Origin of the sequence: Cohnella sp. AR92, from assembly GCF_003990975.1 — a bacterium.
In the GTDB taxonomy this organism is placed as follows: Bacteria; Bacillota; Bacilli; order Paenibacillales; family Paenibacillaceae; genus Cohnella.
Window position 1 is genome coordinate 19577 of record NZ_RZJR01000002.1, and the last position, 13986, is coordinate 33562.

Annotated in this window: 14 protein-coding genes; 3 read left to right on the forward strand and 11 right to left on the reverse strand. The window is 58.9% G+C overall.

The window, feature by feature from the left end; translation table 11 throughout:
* Positions 1–44 precede the first annotated feature (44 nt).
* From tilS to ELR57_RS02490, 3 genes are read right to left on the reverse strand one after another with little or no spacing between them, the layout of a single operon-like run.
* Complete coding sequence (gene tilS / locus ELR57_RS02480) at positions 45–1454, reverse strand: tRNA lysidine(34) synthetase TilS (RefSeq protein ID WP_158629903.1); 1410 nt, start codon at positions 1452–1454, stop codon at positions 45–47.
* 27 nt (positions 1455–1481) lie between these two features.
* Entirely contained in the window at positions 1482–2399 is a 918-nt protein-coding gene (locus ELR57_RS02485) for a serine/threonine protein kinase (protein ID WP_192896505.1), read from the reverse strand.
* Positions 2383–3132: a hypothetical protein gene (locus ELR57_RS02490; RefSeq protein ID WP_126956949.1), complete on the reverse strand. Its 750-nt coding sequence runs from the start codon at positions 3130–3132 to the stop codon at positions 2383–2385. Before ELR57_RS02490 ends, ELR57_RS02485 begins: the two co-directional genes overlap by 17 nt.
* A gap of 171 nt (positions 3133–3303) precedes the next feature.
* Here ELR57_RS02490 and ELR57_RS02495 point away from each other — a divergent pair, with 171 nt between their 5' ends.
* Positions 3304–3747, forward strand: a complete 444-nt coding sequence (locus tag ELR57_RS02495) for a carboxymuconolactone decarboxylase family protein (RefSeq protein WP_126956951.1) — start codon at positions 3304–3306, stop codon at positions 3745–3747.
* Positions 3748–3785: 38 nt separating this feature from the next.
* Entirely contained in the window at positions 3786–4841 is a 1056-nt protein-coding gene (locus ELR57_RS02500) for a sigma-70 family RNA polymerase sigma factor (RefSeq protein ID WP_126956953.1), read from the forward strand.
* Here the strand turns inward: ELR57_RS02500 and ELR57_RS02505 are convergent.
* Complete coding sequence (locus tag ELR57_RS02505) at positions 4832–5713, reverse strand: SDR family oxidoreductase (RefSeq protein WP_126956955.1); 882 nt, start codon at positions 5711–5713, stop codon at positions 4832–4834. The two genes, ELR57_RS02500 and ELR57_RS02505, sit on opposite strands and share 10 nt — an antisense overlap.
* Positions 5714–5860: 147 nt before the next feature.
* Here ELR57_RS02505 and ELR57_RS02510 point away from each other — a divergent pair, with 147 nt between their 5' ends.
* On the forward strand, positions 5861–6847 hold the full coding sequence (locus ELR57_RS02510) for a helix-turn-helix transcriptional regulator (RefSeq protein ID WP_126956957.1): 987 nt from the start codon (positions 5861–5863) through the stop codon (positions 6845–6847).
* A gap of 121 nt (positions 6848–6968) precedes the next feature.
* On the opposite strand, the gene ELR57_RS02515 is transcribed toward ELR57_RS02510, so the two are convergent.
* The 7 genes from ELR57_RS02515 to ELR57_RS02545 all read right to left on the reverse strand — a co-directional run bounded on the left by ELR57_RS02515 (position 6969) and on the right by ELR57_RS02545 (position 13762).
* A complete protein-coding gene (locus ELR57_RS02515) occupies positions 6969–7490 on the reverse strand; it encodes a hypothetical protein (protein ID WP_238162378.1) in 522 nt (173 codons plus the stop codon).
* A 442-nt stretch (positions 7491–7932) separates the two neighbouring features.
* Positions 7933–10494: a stage II sporulation protein E gene (gene spoIIE, locus ELR57_RS02520; protein WP_126956961.1), complete on the reverse strand. Its 2562-nt coding sequence runs from the start codon at positions 10492–10494 to the stop codon at positions 7933–7935.
* Positions 10495–10921: 427 nt separating this feature from the next.
* Entirely contained in the window at positions 10922–11359 is a 438-nt protein-coding gene (locus ELR57_RS02525; RefSeq protein WP_126956963.1) for a S1 domain-containing RNA-binding protein, read from the reverse strand.
* 138 nt (positions 11360–11497) lie between these two features.
* Entirely contained in the window at positions 11498–11824 is a 327-nt protein-coding gene (locus ELR57_RS02530; RefSeq protein WP_126956965.1) for an FtsB family cell division protein, read from the reverse strand.
* Positions 11825–11969: 145 nt separating this feature from the next.
* A complete protein-coding gene (yabQ, locus tag ELR57_RS02535) occupies positions 11970–12566 on the reverse strand; it encodes a spore cortex biosynthesis protein YabQ (protein ID WP_126956967.1) in 597 nt (198 codons plus the stop codon).
* Positions 12563–12844 (reverse strand): sporulation protein YabP, encoded by a 282-nt coding sequence (yabP, locus tag ELR57_RS02540; protein WP_126956969.1) that lies wholly within the window; start codon positions 12842–12844, stop codon positions 12563–12565. The genes yabQ and yabP overlap by 4 nt, the downstream gene beginning before the upstream one ends.
* A gap of 105 nt (positions 12845–12949) precedes the next feature.
* Complete coding sequence (locus ELR57_RS02545) at positions 12950–13762, reverse strand: DNA alkylation repair protein (protein WP_126956971.1); 813 nt, start codon at positions 13760–13762, stop codon at positions 12950–12952.
* Between the last annotated feature and the right edge of the window lie 224 nt (positions 13763–13986).

The window sequence follows — 13986 nt, forward strand, 5'->3', positions numbered from 1 at the left end:
CACGGTATGATAGCAAATCTTCGTTCATGTCGCCATACGGGCGATTAATTCTCCATCTCGATGGAGATCCGCAGCAGCTTCGATTCCTTCCCCTTCTCCGGAAGGGCATGCCTGGAGCGCCTGACCCCCGGGATCCACAGGATGTTCCCCCGGGCATCGGCCAAGAGCGGCACCGCATCCCGCAGGGATCTTGGAATCTTAGCGTCAACGAACATATCTTGCACTTTTTTGGAGCCGTTTAATCCGCTTGGCTCGAATCGGTCTCCCGGCCTCCGGTTGCGCACGGTTAAGGGCAGAAGAAGCTCCGATTCGTCAAAATAGGCTTCTCCGAGGTACTCCGACGGAGAACGGCATGCCGCGATCTCCCGGTGAAAACGAAGCACGGCTCGCGCTTCGGGAATCCGCAACGGCGAATCCGGCTCGCGAACCTGATATTCGAAGTCTCCGGGCGCCTGCGGCCGCGGCCCCATGTAGACTCGGTCGTATTCCCGGACGAGAACCCAGCCGTTCCCCATATCGAGCCTGCCGGTCGCCGCTTGCTCCGAGGCTATCGCGGCAACGGCCTCTGTCACCCCGTCGTAATCGAGGATCTGGGCCTGCGGCTTAGCGTAGTTTAATATTAGTTTAATCAATCTGCGTTGTAAAGCAACGTGGAGGCCGCAGAACCGCCTCCGGTCAAGCGTCCAGCCCTCCCCTGCGCGAGTGACCGACTCCGCGAAAGCCTGTAGGGCTTCCCTCTCCATATAATCGTTATCGACGGCCGCCGTCTCGGACAAGCGAAGCAGAGCTTCCTTGATCTTCGGGTTATACCCTTCGAGAAAGGGCAGCACATCCAGACGAACGGCGTTGCGAAAGTACTTCTTCTTCAGGTTGCTGCTATCCACCGCATATAGAATGCCATTGCGAGACGCATACTTGAGAAGTTCACATTTGGGTATACGCAAGAGCGGCCGAATCAGTTCCAATTCCTTTTCGCTGCGCGAATAGGCAATTCCTGCCAGCCCCTGCAGACCCGTGCCCCTAAGGATTCTCATCAGCACGGTCTCCGCCTGGTCGTCGGCGTGATGGGCGAGCGCGATATAAGCGGCTTCGTGCTTGCGCGCGGCCTCGACCAAGAACCCGTACCTGCGTTCCCGGGACGCTTCCTGCGGATTCATCCCCGACTGCTCGATGTAAGCCGGCATATCGATCGCCGACGATTCGAAGGGGATTCCCCAATCCCGCGCCGTTCGCCGGACAAGCTCCTCCTCCGCATCGGATTCTTCTCCGCGGAACCGGTGATTCACGTGAACGGCAATGACGGAGAAGCCTTCCTTCTCCGAGAGGAGCTTCAAGAGATGAAGCAGGGCCATGGAGTCGGGGCCTCCCGACACGGCCGCCGCGACGGCCGCTCCCGGGCTTCGCCACTTCTCTCCCCGCGTCCAAGCCTCGAACCGGAGCAGAAGCTCATCCATTGTCACCATAGCCCCTTTCCATTACTTTCAATTAAATAACCAAATCGCCATCAAGGACAGGCATAACAGGATAGAAAGCGCGAAGACGCCGGCCATCCACCTCGGTACCAGAGGCGGGGAGGGCGCCTTCGCGCTCTGCACGCCATGCACGGCCGTTCGCCAGGCTTCCGCCGCTTCTTGGGTCGACTCGAACCGGCCGTGCAGCGCTCTCTCGAACCACCCCGTCATCGGCTTCAGGTTCGGATTCGTCTTGACCAGCGCCATCAACTCGCCGGGATCCCGATTCTGCGGCAGCAGCGTTCGGGTCAGATGAAGGAGACGCTTCTCGTCCAGCACGTGGATCCAGAGCACCGCCACGCTGAACCAATCGTAAGACGGATCGGCCGTCCGGCTTCCCGCCGTCCAATAGCCGCGGTCGTAGATCTCGGTGAATTGCCTGACGGCGCGTCCGCTAGCGGTCATCCCGCCGTAATCCACCAGAGCGATCTTCCCATAATCGCTGACGAGGATGTTGTCGTTCTTGACGTCTCCGAAGATCCATCCCGCATCGTGAAGCTCGGCCAGTCTCTTCAGCAGCCGATAGCCGACAATCCCGTACCATTCGGCCCCATGCTTGCGCAAGTAAGTTCGAACGGGGGTTCCCGGCACATACTGCATGACATAGAAAGGCAGCGTGGTTCCGTTCAGAACCGCGTCGTCCACGTCCAGCAAGAACGGAGGCCGCTTCTCGCGATGGTCGAGCGACGCGAGAACGTTGGCCTCCGCCTGCAGATCGGATGCATCCCTGCCTAGCTTGACCGCGCAGAACGACCGGCCGAACGAGGCCAAGTACACCTGTCCGTTCGACCCGACTCCCAGCAGCCTCTCCAGCCTATATTTTCGTCCATTCCATTTGCCCTTCAGGATTGTTCCCGGCGACAGCTGCTTCTCAGACGACGTAGTCACTCCGCATCCCGTCCGTATCCTCTAGCTTCATAAGCGAAGCTGGTTGTCCATCTTCTGTCCTGATCTTACCACAAGTCTCGCGGAAATACTCGATTACGCGCACGAGCGCCGGCCCCGTAGGAGTCGTTCCCTTCATGCGCAGACGGCCGAAGAGCGAGCCGATACGATCGGTCGAAGCCGTCCATGGCGAATCCAGCACGCACATCTCCTGGTCCCCCGGGAAGTGGAATACGGCCGCAAGGCTGTCCCCGGAGCGAGCCTGAAGGCTGAGCGACAAATCCCGGATCGCTTCTTCTACGGCAAGCAGCTTAGGCTTCATGCTGGCGCTCGCATCGATCAATAGAGCGACGCGAAGCGGCGCCGTCTCTCCCATCTCTTCCATAACCTGAACAACTTCCGCGCGCTTAGGCGGCGGGAGCGATTCGACGGAAGAGACCCCGAATACCTCCCTCAGCTCTTGATTGACCGCTTGGCGAATCGTGCCGACGACGGTCTGGCGCGTCATCATCTGCACCGTCTGGGACAGCTGCTTCGAAGAGACGATCCGGCTCATCCCGCCTCCGGCTCTAGCAATCTCCGCGATCTCCGAAGCTCCATATTCGCCAATGCTGCCGTCGTCGATCACTCCCGCCACGTTCACGATAATTCCTTCCTCGTACGCCTGAGCCGCCGCCACGACAGGGCTCGCCCCAACATTGGAGCCTCCGTCGGTAATCAGCAGAATCTGATTCATCAGCCAACACCTCTTTCTCTCCTTTTCTATTAAATCAGTGTCGCCAAGAGAGAAGAGAATTAACCATGATGTCCGCCGAGACCTCTTTTTCCAAGCCGTTGTCACAAAACTTTCGCGTCCGTTGTCTCTATTATCGAACGTTAAAATTCATCCGCGCAGGAGGTATTCGATATGAATACGAGAATGAACCATATGGAAGTCAAACCGGGAGCGTTCAAGACGCTTCTCGCGCTCGAGAGCTTCGCCCATGGCCAAGGAATCGCGCCGGAGCTTTACGAATTGATCAAGATTCGGGCTTCGGAGATCAACGGCTGCGCCTATTGCCTGAACATGCACGTCAAAGACATGATGAAGCTGTCCGGCAGCCTGGAGAGAACGACGCTCGTCTCCGTGTGGAGAGAGGCAACCTGCTATACCGATGCGGAAAAGGCGGCTCTGGAGCTGACCGAGGCGGTTACGAGGATTAGCGAAGCCGGAGTTCCCGACGACCTTTACTCCCGCGTCCGGGAATACTATGACGAGGCGGAGTACATCGATCTGATCATGGCGATCAACGCGATCAATTGCTGGAATCGGATCGCCGTGTCGACGGCAATGTATCCGGAGTGCTTCTGATTTAGAGAATATTTTTATTCGGAAGGGACGAATCGAGAATGGAGAGGCTGGAAGCAAGCATGGCAGACGAAGGGCGCGAGGCGCGGATCGTCAGGTGGTACGGAACGCTGCGCGCGTATTTGTTCTCCATCGCCTATCGAATGCTCGGCTCGGCGACCGACGCCGAGGACGCCATCCAGGACGTATTCGTCAAGCTGCAGAGAATGGAGGACGTGGAGCTCGGGCAGATTCGGCAAGAGAGAGCCTATCTGGCGAAGCTTCTCGTCAACCGCTGCCTGAACTTCCTCAAGTCGGCGGGAAGAAGAAAAGAGGATTACGTGGGAGAATGGCTGCCGCTTCCGATCGTCGATCGGACGGCGCCTTCTCCCGAGGATGCAGCGGAGCGCAAGGAGGACATCTCCTATGCGCTCCTTGTGCTGCTCGAGAAGCTGAACCCGGTCGAGAGGGCGGCGTTCGTCCTGCGGGAGACGATGGACTGCGATTACGCGGAGATCGCCGCCCTGCTCGACAAGAGCGAAGCCAACTGCCGCCAGCTCGTCAGCCGCTCGAAGCGCAAGCTCGAGGCGGAACGCAGGCTGGAAGCGGAGCGCTGCGGAGCGCGCGGGAACGGGAATCAAGAGCTCCCCGCCCCGATTCGCGCGAATCGGCCGCAAGAGCTGGAGCTTGTCCGGCGCTTCCTCGACGCCTTCTCGCGCGGTCAGCCTGAAGAGCTTGCCTCCCTGCTGATGGAGGACACGGTCCTGCTGATGGACGGAGGCGGCCGGGTCCATGCCGCCATCAACCCGATCTATGGCAGGAAGCGCGCCCTCGCCCTGCTCAAAGCCATGTATTCGGTCTCGCTGGCCGGCGCCCGCTTCGAATTCGTCGAAACAAGGGAAGCCGGTCCCGCCATTGCCGCATGGCAGGGAGACCGGTTCGCCGCGATCCTTATGTTCGAATGGGCGCAGGAAGCGCCGAAGACGGGCGAAGAACCGCAGCTTCGCCATCTCTATACCATCTATAACCCCGATAAGCTGAAGCTCCTTCGGCCCGATGTCGCGCCTAAAGCATCCGAAGCACCCGATTCATCGGATACTTCCGGCGTTCAGTCGTAGAACCCCTTTTCCTTGGCATACCGGCCCCAATGAGGTCGCCTTCCGTCGATGTCGGAGAAGCCGTACTCCTCGGACAGGTCCCAGGAGGTCAGAGCTTTCCCGGACTTCTCCGACACGGACGGATCGACGGCGAGCGAAGCGATCGCGCGGCCGACCAGATAAGGCGTCTCCGACATGATAAAGTTCGGATCGAGCTTCGCGCCATCCTCCCAATTCGCCTCGGTCACGCCGAAGTGATCCAGCATCGCTTCGGACCTCAGGAATCCCGGCGTCACGGCGACCGCGGACACTCCGGTGCCCTTCAGGTCGGCCGCCATCGCTTCGGCCAGATGGATGGCCGATACCTTCGCCAGGCTATAGTAGAGATTGCCTCGATACCGGTAATCCCAGCCGTCCGTGACTTCCACGATGAGTCCGCTGCCCTTCGCGATCAGAAGAGGCGCGGCATAGTAGCTCGTGATCATGTGCGTGCTTACGGAACGGTTCTGAATCAGAAGCCCGTTGTTCAAGTCGTGCTCCCAGAACTTCTTGTCCCAGTCCGACAGAGGATCGCCGCCCCAGATATCGTTCACCAGAAGATCGAGGCGGCCTTCCTGTTCCTTCGCTACCCGCCCGAACAGCCGCTTCACCTGCGCTTCGTCCGTATGGTCGACCCGGACCGCGATTCCGACGCCTCCCTTGGCCGTAACCCGCTCCGCCGTCTCCTCGATCGTCTCGGATCTTCCCATGTCGGACAAGCTTCCTCTTATGCTCCGCCCCGTGCAATAGACCGTCGCCCCCGCTTCGCCCAGCGATTCGGCAATCGCGCGGCCCGCTCCGCGAGTCGCTCCCGCCACCACGGCCACTCGCCCTTCCAATGCTCTCGTCTTCATCTCGCATCTCCTTCCGTGATTCAACTCTATAGAATGAATCCAATCTTCATTCAGCATAACCTCTCAAATACGACATCCACTGTCCTATTCGGAATGCTACAATGAGGGAAAGATTCGGATTAAGACCGGAATCAGGGGGAATAAGAGATGAGAGCCGACCGTCTTCTGTCTATCCTGCTTGTCCTTCAGACAAAGGGACGCGCGACGGCGCGCGAGCTCGCTCGGCAGCTGGAGGTATCGGAGCGCACGATCCAGAGGGACATGGATGCCCTCTGCGTCAGCGGGATTCCGCTCCTTGCGGAACGCGGCGCCGGAGGCGGATGGTCGCTGCCGGACGGCTATCGGACTCGGCTGACGGGTCTTACCTCGGAGGAGATCCAAGCGCTGCTGCTGCTGCAGTCGTCCAGCGCCGTCCGGGAGCTGGCTCTGGAGGGACCGAGCAGCTCGGCCCTGGCCAAGCTGTTGTCCGCGCTGCCAGCCGCCAAACGATCGGAAGCGGAGATTATTCGCGAGAGGCTCCATATCGATCTTCAGGGCTGGCATGAGCCGCGCGCCCTTACCCCGCTGCTGCCGATCGTTCAGCAAGCCGTCTGGGAAGGGAGAGCGCTGCGGATCCGGTATGATTCCTCGATGGATAGCAAGCGGGAACGGGATCGGACTGTCTTCCCTTGGGGGCTCGTAGCGAAGCGGAATACCTGGTACTTCGTCGCCGCGGAGGAGGCCGACAGCTCCGCGAAGGAGCTGCGCACCTTCCGCGTCTCCCGCCTCTTGGAGGCGGAGCTCCTCTCTGAGCGGTTCGAAGTCCCCTCCGGCTTCGACCTAGCGGACTGGTGGGGGCGCTCGACCGCAAGCTTCAAGGAGTCTCTGCCGTGGGTCCCTGCCGTCGTCCGAATCGGCAAGGAGAAGTGGAAACGATTCTCCGAGGAAAGGTACGTGCGGGTGAAGAGCATCGCGAACGCGGAAGAGGAGTGGATAGAAGCCGAGGTCGACTTCCACACGCTTGATTCCGCTCATGACCTCCTGCTTGGATACGGGTCCTCAGCCATCGCCCTCCAGCCGCCGGAGCTGAGGGAAGCCATTCAGATCACCCTTGCCGCGCTCGTTCGAACGTATAAGGATCTGCAAACAGACTGAACAGACCGCGAATGGGCGGTCTGTCGGCCAGATCTATTCTTGAAGCAGGCAGAGACGCCCGAGTTGCCGCCTCTTCATCAGACGGCCGCTTCCTGACCCTCTCCTCTCTACTTACGAGCCGTTATGCCGGCTCCTCGTCGCCGATCGGCTGCAGCCGGCCGAATGCCGGGCGCCAATACTCGATTAGCGGACCGTCCGCTCCGTGCACCGGGTCGGTGTCCGGCAGAGGCACTTGCGCGATCTCCGCTATCGCAAGCTTCCTCTCTCCGCTCTCGGACGTCCATAAATTCCATTTCGCTCCGCAAGGATACGCCCCGACCACCCGGAAGTCGGCGCTCGCCGAGATCCTCTTATGGCCTGTTCCCGCAGGGAGCGCCAGCACGTCGCCGGCCCTGATCTCCACGTCGTGCCCGCTCTCGCCGCCAAGCCGCAGGATTGCGGACCCTTGGACGACTCCGAGCGCTTCGTGAACGTTCGTGTGAAAATGATGGTAGTCGTATACGCCTCCGGTCCAGCTATTGCGCCATTCATGCCGATTGAATACGCCCTCTATTCGACTCGTATTGCGCTTGAAGGCTCCCTCGTACAAGATCACCGGCAGCACAGGGTTGTTCGGTGCCGTTATATCCTCTTTAAAACTCATAATAATAACATCCCTCATGCTCATCGGATCTCCCTCCTGTGCGCTAACGCCCTCCTTATATGGAAAATAGGCGGCTCCGCTTGCCTTGATGCGGATAAATAAGGATTCCTCCCTGACAAAATTGTATTACGGCCCTCGGGTCAGAATGCTTCCTTGCCGGCTTTTTATCCCAAGAAACTGTTGCTGCCTGTTCCAAGGCAATCGGCGCCTATGAATCCGCTCTCCGGCCTGTCGTTCGATCCAAGGATGCCTCCGTTCCGCGATACCCGCGATTCCCCGCACTCCCCGTCCGCCGTCCCGAATCCCTGTGAGAGGGCTATGAGAAGACCGTTGATCCCAACTCGATAAAAGACTTCTCCAGCGCTCGTCCATATGCAAGCCCCGCGGCTTGTACACGTTCCTTACCCTAAGCCCGTCCGCCCGCTTTCTCCATGGCTGCATCTTAGCTCACCGTCCTTGGCCGCTCTTGGCGATTGATGCCCGGCCAGCGGAAGGATGCCCATTCCGGCTGGTGACGGGTAATGCGGGTGGCGATCACGGTCATATCGTCGCGGATTCCGCCCCCCGGGTATTGGCGAAGCGCCGTATCCAGCAACCGGTCGGCCAGCTCTTGTGGGTCGTCGGTCGCGATCTCCTGTAGCACTCTCTTGACCCACAGCTCCTTATTGATGGCATGTCCCGGCGCGTCCAGGATTCCGTCCGTCATCATGATCAAGGTGTCGCCCGGCTGCAGGTCCACCTGCAGCACGTCGATCTCGATGTCCTGCAGAATGCCGATCGGCAGATTGCCGGCAGTGACCGGAATAATCTCCTTGCCGCGCTTGATGAAGCTCGGCGATGACCCGATCTTGAGCATCGTCGCTTGGGCAGTGTGAAGATCGATGAGCGCCAGGTCTACCGTCGCGAACATCTCTTCGGGAGAACGCAGCAGCAGAACGGAATTCACCGACTTCACCGCCAATCGTTCGTTGATGCCGGATTGCAGAAGCTGCTCCAGCATATGAAGCGCCGCGCTGCTCTCCATCCTCGCCCTCGAACCGTTCCCCATGCCGTCGCTCAGCGACACGGCGAACTTGCCGCTGCCGAGCTCGATCATGCTGAAGCTGTCTCCCGATAGCCAGCCCCCGTCTTTGGCCGCTCCGGCCACGCCCGTCTCCACCTCGAACGCCTTCGCCGAAGCGAACGTCACCGTTGTCCGGCTGCCTCCAGAAGGGTCGGTCCGTTCGCTCGTCACGGAGATGCTCTCCCCCAAGATGTCGCTGAGCAGCGGAGCGATGATCTTGCGGCTCTCGTCATAGCCGGGCCGGAACGAATGGACGAGCTCGATCTCGATATGTCCCTCCTCCAGGCTGATAATGTCGACGCTGATAATGTTAAGGCCCAGCCGGTCCAGCTCTTCCCGAATCTGCTCGTCATGGCGGACCAGCTCCTTCGCCTCCCGGCGAATCTCCTTGACCAGATCGTCCATGACCTGCGACACGCCGGACAACTGCTCGGCCACGAGCAGTCGGCTGTCCTGCAGCTGCTTGTGCCAATGCAGATCGTGACGGTACAGGTCATACTGCCGCTTCAACACCTCCAATACCTGCGGAGTCTTCACGCAGTGCCGGGTCCAGGATTTCGGAATCTTCGAGGGCGACATATCCGGTTCGGCCTCGATCGCGCCCATCATATCGGTCATGAGCTTGTACGTCTGGAAGAACTGGTTGTCCCAGCATTGGCCGAACCGGTGGCAGTTCTTGCAGTTGTTCTCGTGCACCGCGCTGACGAAGTGATCGAAATCCTGATCCTGGCGGGCCGCGTCTCCGGCGAAGGTGATCTGCCGGAAGCTTCGGGAGAGCTGCCGGAAGACCTCCGAGAACCGCTCGACCCGCTCGGCGGTCAGGTCCCGCACTTTCTTCGCGTAATCCTGCTGATTGCTTGCATAATCTGCGGTACCCGGTACATATCTTGCTATATATTGAACGAGCATGCGCGGAGTCGCGAGCAGCAGGGCGGACGCGGCGACGGTCGCCCATACCGATAACATGGTGTCCTCCGCTCGGCCCGAGTATAGCGCGAGCATGGATGTGCCCAGCAGCATGCCGAACACGGTTGCGGCCTTGCCCCCTTCCCGGATCAGGCCGGCCAGCAAGCCTCCGAAGGCGAGCAGCCCGATCTGTCCGACAAGGCTGAGGTCGGAGAGGCTCAAGACGATTCCCGCCACGACCCCGGTTACGCAGCCCATGAGCGGACCCCCGGCCAGGGCGAACACGAGCACGATGTACCGGGAGAAAACCTGATCGACCCCGACGCCGTAAGCCGTCCAGCCGACGAGTCCCGTCATGGCGGAGGCAAGCAGGATTAGGGCGCCGACCCATTCCTCATGCCGCAGGCCGTTCCGCCGGTTCTTCTTGGAGAAGGCCGGTATGGCGTGCAGCAGCAGCAGGGTCAGCACGGCCGACAGAGCCGCCTCCACCGCCGTCAGCGCGTATGGAAGCCATTCCTTCGAGCCGATCATGACGGTGTGGAACAAGCGGACAAGCAAGGTGGCGGTGAACACCACGACCGGAGCATGGGTGATCTCGGCCCGCTCATACGCTTCCAACCCTCGATAGAGCAAATACACGATGGCCAGCTCCGCGCAGATGACGGCCGTCGACGGATCGGTCGACCAGAAGCTTCCCGCTATCGCGGCCAGCGCCGCCCAAGATGCGTACTCCCTTCGCTTATAGAGGACGACGGCGTAGAAAGCGACGGCGAAGGGAGCCATTCCTTCCAGCATGACGGCTCTTCCCAGCAGGAAGCCGATCAACATGACGCCCAGAAGCCATCTCTTCTGGCTGAACCATTCCATCCAAGCAGCCCCGGTGCCTCTCCAACCCCTTGCTTCGGGGATCTCTCTTCTCTGATTCACCGGTTCTCGTTTTTTTATCCCGAACCAGCTTCTTCTTCTCCTGCCTTTCCCTTCGGCAGGATCTGGCTGCGGACGGGGGACAAACGGAACCACGGACGGCTTGACCATGAAAGCGCACCTCTTCTTCCTTGTTTTGAGTGTGCCTCTTATTATAGGAGCGCCCTTTATGAAAGTTTGTCAGAAGACGTTGGCTGTCCATAAGTTTTTTCCGACAGGTCCCGGCGGATCCGGACGACGCTATTCGGGATCGGCCGCGAACCCTTGCCCGCCAAGGGATAGCCACTCTTTTGCCCTCGTTCGGGGCGGCCTGCCTGACGATTAATCCGCCCGCATTATGTCCGATTCCGACAGCAGAACCCGCACCGCCCCGTTCCCGCGCGCCGATTACGATGCCGGAAGAGCGCGAATGCTCGTCCCCTCCGAATGATCTATTTTTATAAACATGGCGTTCCCAAGCCCCGGCAGGCACAAAAAAAATCCGAGCCCCGCAATGGGCCCGGATGGTGAATCGATCTATATCGAAGGGATACGCGGATTAGGAACGGCGTCCGCCGCGTCCACCCCTCTTGGATTCGGTATTCTTCTTATAGCTGGACAATCTCTCTTCGCTGTCCTTAAGGAACCTGGATAGCTTGTCGTCGAAGGTCGCTCGACCGGCGCCACTCGGTTTGAATGGACGACCGCCTCGATCTCCGCGCGGTCCACGTGGGGGCTGCTGCTGCTGCAGTTCCGGAGGCTTATCCACCGCTTGACGAATGGATAGACCGATCTTGCCGTCCTTGTCCACGTTAATTACTTTGACAGTGACGACGTCATTAATCTTCAGATGCTCATGAACGTCCTTGACATAGCTGTCGGCGATTTCGGAGATATGAACGAGACCAGTAACGCCTCCCGATAAATCTACGAATGCCCCGAAATGCGTAATGCCAGTGACCTTACCCTCCAATTTGGAGCCCACTTCAATGGCCATAAAAACCGATGTTCCTCCCTGAACATAAGTGTGCCGAGCAGATTATAAGTCCGGCTATGCCGATTATAACCGATCGAGAAAAGCAAGGTCAACAGACGTTAGCCCCGGTAAACCTTGACTAGCCGCCCTAATCCGGCCTTACGGCGAGGAATCGCCCATCTGGATCGATTTCTCTCCGGGCAGCCCCATCCCTTGTTCCTTGCGCGCGATCTGACCGATGTACTCCGGGTCTTTGAGCCGCACGATCTCTTGCTTGAGGGCCGTGTTCTTCGCTTGCGTGTCGGACAGCTGCTTCTTCGCTTGGTTCAGCTGCGCATTCCGATCGGAAGCTTGGTTGTATTGCATGAATAACGTGTAGACCGCCCAGCTCATGAACAAGACGACCACGATCAAGAGAAGCTTGAGCCTTCGACGCGCGCCTGCGGATACATTCGATGCGGAAGCCGCTGCCGTATTCGATGCCACTATCCAAGCTACCCCCTCTTGTCCATGTCTGTTCCACGTTATGCTCAGATGCCTATTTTCCGATGTTAGTGCTCCTAGTATAGCATAATTTACTAGTCGAAAATATCCTTCTTGCGTCGCAGTTCCCGGACGAATGTTGTCGATATTAGGGCTTGCGCTTGAACACTTCCCGAATCTGCCTCCATTTGTCGCCCGCTCTGCGCGCTAACCGTACGACAGGCTCCAGCTTCTTGCGGATAGGATTCCATGCGCGGCCCCCCAGTTTGGCGAAGGGCTTGCCGAGCAGCTTGCCCGCCAACCGGAAGATCCACAAGAGCAGCGCGGCAATCACGATAAAGAGCGTCTCCAGAATGCGGGCCAGCAGACGGACGATCCACAGGAACGGCACGATGAGGAGGATGCGGACGGTACGCCATATCGCTTGCAGCACGTTCTGTCCTACGCGGAACAGGAGACGGATCGCCTTGATCACGGTCGAACTGAACAGCCCGAAGTATCCGGTTACTCCGATTCCCAGCCCAAGAAAGACATAGAGCCGAACCTCTCCGTGGTTGCGCTGCAGAAGCTCGTGGAACACGAAGAGAGTAGCCAGGAACCAGTAAACGACATCGAAGCCGGGAATCATCCATCGGCTTACCGAGAACCGGTGGCAGGCTACCCGGTACGCATCGAAGAACACGCCCATGGCGAGTCCGCATAGAAGCATGGCGCCGATCGTATTCCAATGGACAGCCGCATTCACTTGAACAACTTCCCGAACAGCCCCTTGGACTTCACGGCCGTATTCCCGTCCAAGTAAGCCAAGGAGTGAATGAGCCCTTCGATCGTAACCATTCCCTGCTCCAGGCTCAGATTCTTCATGTGGAGGTTCTGCCCTCTCACCGTCAGGAATCCGCATTCGGTCTCCAGCAGAAACTCTTCGTTGTCGAAGCTCTCGACGTTGCTCACGCCGGTAATATCCATAATCTTGCGGTTAAGCATCCGGATCTCCTGCCGCTTCGCGTTCTTCCCTTGCTCCATGGCACGTCCCCTCCTTATGAGACTAGCTTATGGACAGGAACCGCGAATTAGAACGAGAGAGTTGCCGGGAGAGGAAGCCGCCAGTCGCCGGCCGGCAGAACGGCCCTATTCGGCACTGCCGATATGCTTCAACGCCTCTCTGGCGCTTAACCCGGACAGCGTCGTCCCCGCGACGAAGCTCCGAACCGCCGCCGCGTCGGTCTTCGCGTACTCCCGCAGCGCCCAGCCGATCGCCTTGCGAATGAAGAACTCCTTCTCGTGCGCGCACTCGCGGATGAGAGCGAAGAGCCATTCGGCGTCCGTTCTCTCTTTGTAGGTTAATTGGAAGAGAAGGGCCGTTCTCCGGAGCCACTTATTGTCCGATGAGATCCAGGACGGAACGGTTCGCCGCGCCAGCTCCGGATCGTTCCGAAACAGCTGGCCGACCAGCTTGGAGGCGATTATATCCACCGTATCCCACCAGGACTTCGACACGATCAGCTTCTCATAGAGAGAGAGAAACTCGGGAACGGCCTGCTTCCTCTTTTTCTCAAGCAGGACGATCGCCGTATACTGGAATTCCCTCTCGGGAAGCTCCCAAAGCTCGGACGAGACTCGGATCAGCTCGTTGCCGGACGGAGCGCCATTCTCGGATAGAAAGTCGCGGGTGAGGGCCATCCGGACCGGCTGCTTCAAGCCGAGGAAAGGATATTGGTCTCTCATATAGGCTTCCATCGCAGAAGCAGCCTCGGGGTTGGCATGACCCCGGAAGCATTGTTGAAGCCGGTCAACGTATAAGGATGTCTCTGCAGCGTCGACGGCGAAAAGGTTGTTGTTGGCGGCGTTGGCGGTGGTGTTGCTGGTGCTAGTTTCGGTGGTGCTGGCGGCGGTGGCGCTGGGCTCGATGGATTCGGATGCATTCGGCTTCCTTCTCGGCATGGCGTTCTCCTCCTAAGCGTTGAAGACACTTAGCCCCGGCCCGTCTACAAATTCCGATCCTTAGCCGGGTTGCGGCTCCTTCATACGACGCGCGTATCGAACCAAGTCCTCTTTTTGAATATAGGCGATTTTTCGAGTTTAATGAGCTCAGATTTATGAAAATCAGAGATTGTATTCGAAAAATCATATAGAAAAAGACTACTAATCCAAAAAGAGCATGATTG

What these genes read in the sequence shown, in the direction of transcription:
- tilS (WP_158629903.1), bottom strand. Translation starts at nt 1,454, where the DNA reads ATGGATGAGCTTCTGCTCCGGTTCGAGGCTTGGACGCGGGGAGAGAAG.
- ELR57_RS02490 (WP_126956949.1), bottom strand. Translation starts at nt 3,132, where the DNA reads ATGAATCAGATTCTGCTGATTACCGACGGAGGCTCCAATGTTGGGGCG.
- ELR57_RS02495 (WP_126956951.1), top strand. Translation starts at nt 3,304, where the DNA reads ATGAATACGAGAATGAACCATATGGAAGTCAAACCGGGAGCGTTCAAG.
- ELR57_RS02500 (WP_126956953.1), top strand. Translation starts at nt 3,786, where the DNA reads ATGGAGAGGCTGGAAGCAAGCATGGCAGACGAAGGGCGCGAGGCGCGG.
- ELR57_RS02505 (WP_126956955.1), bottom strand. Translation starts at nt 5,713, where the DNA reads ATGAAGACGAGAGCATTGGAAGGGCGAGTGGCCGTGGTGGCGGGAGCG.
- ELR57_RS02510 (WP_126956957.1), top strand. Translation starts at nt 5,861, where the DNA reads ATGAGAGCCGACCGTCTTCTGTCTATCCTGCTTGTCCTTCAGACAAAG.
- ELR57_RS02515 (WP_238162378.1), bottom strand. Translation starts at nt 7,490, where the DNA reads ATGAGTTTTAAAGAGGATATAACGGCACCGAACAACCCTGTGCTGCCG.
- spoIIE (WP_126956961.1), bottom strand. Translation starts at nt 10,494, where the DNA reads ATGGTCAAGCCGTCCGTGGTTCCGTTTGTCCCCCGTCCGCAGCCAGAT.
- ELR57_RS02525 (WP_126956963.1), bottom strand. Translation starts at nt 11,359, where the DNA reads ATGGCCATTGAAGTGGGCTCCAAATTGGAGGGTAAGGTCACTGGCATT.
- yabP (WP_126956969.1), bottom strand. Translation starts at nt 12,844, where the DNA reads ATGGAGCAAGGGAAGAACGCGAAGCGGCAGGAGATCCGGATGCTTAAC.
- ELR57_RS02545 (WP_126956971.1), bottom strand. Translation starts at nt 13,762, where the DNA reads ATGCCGAGAAGGAAGCCGAATGCATCCGAATCCATCGAGCCCAGCGCC.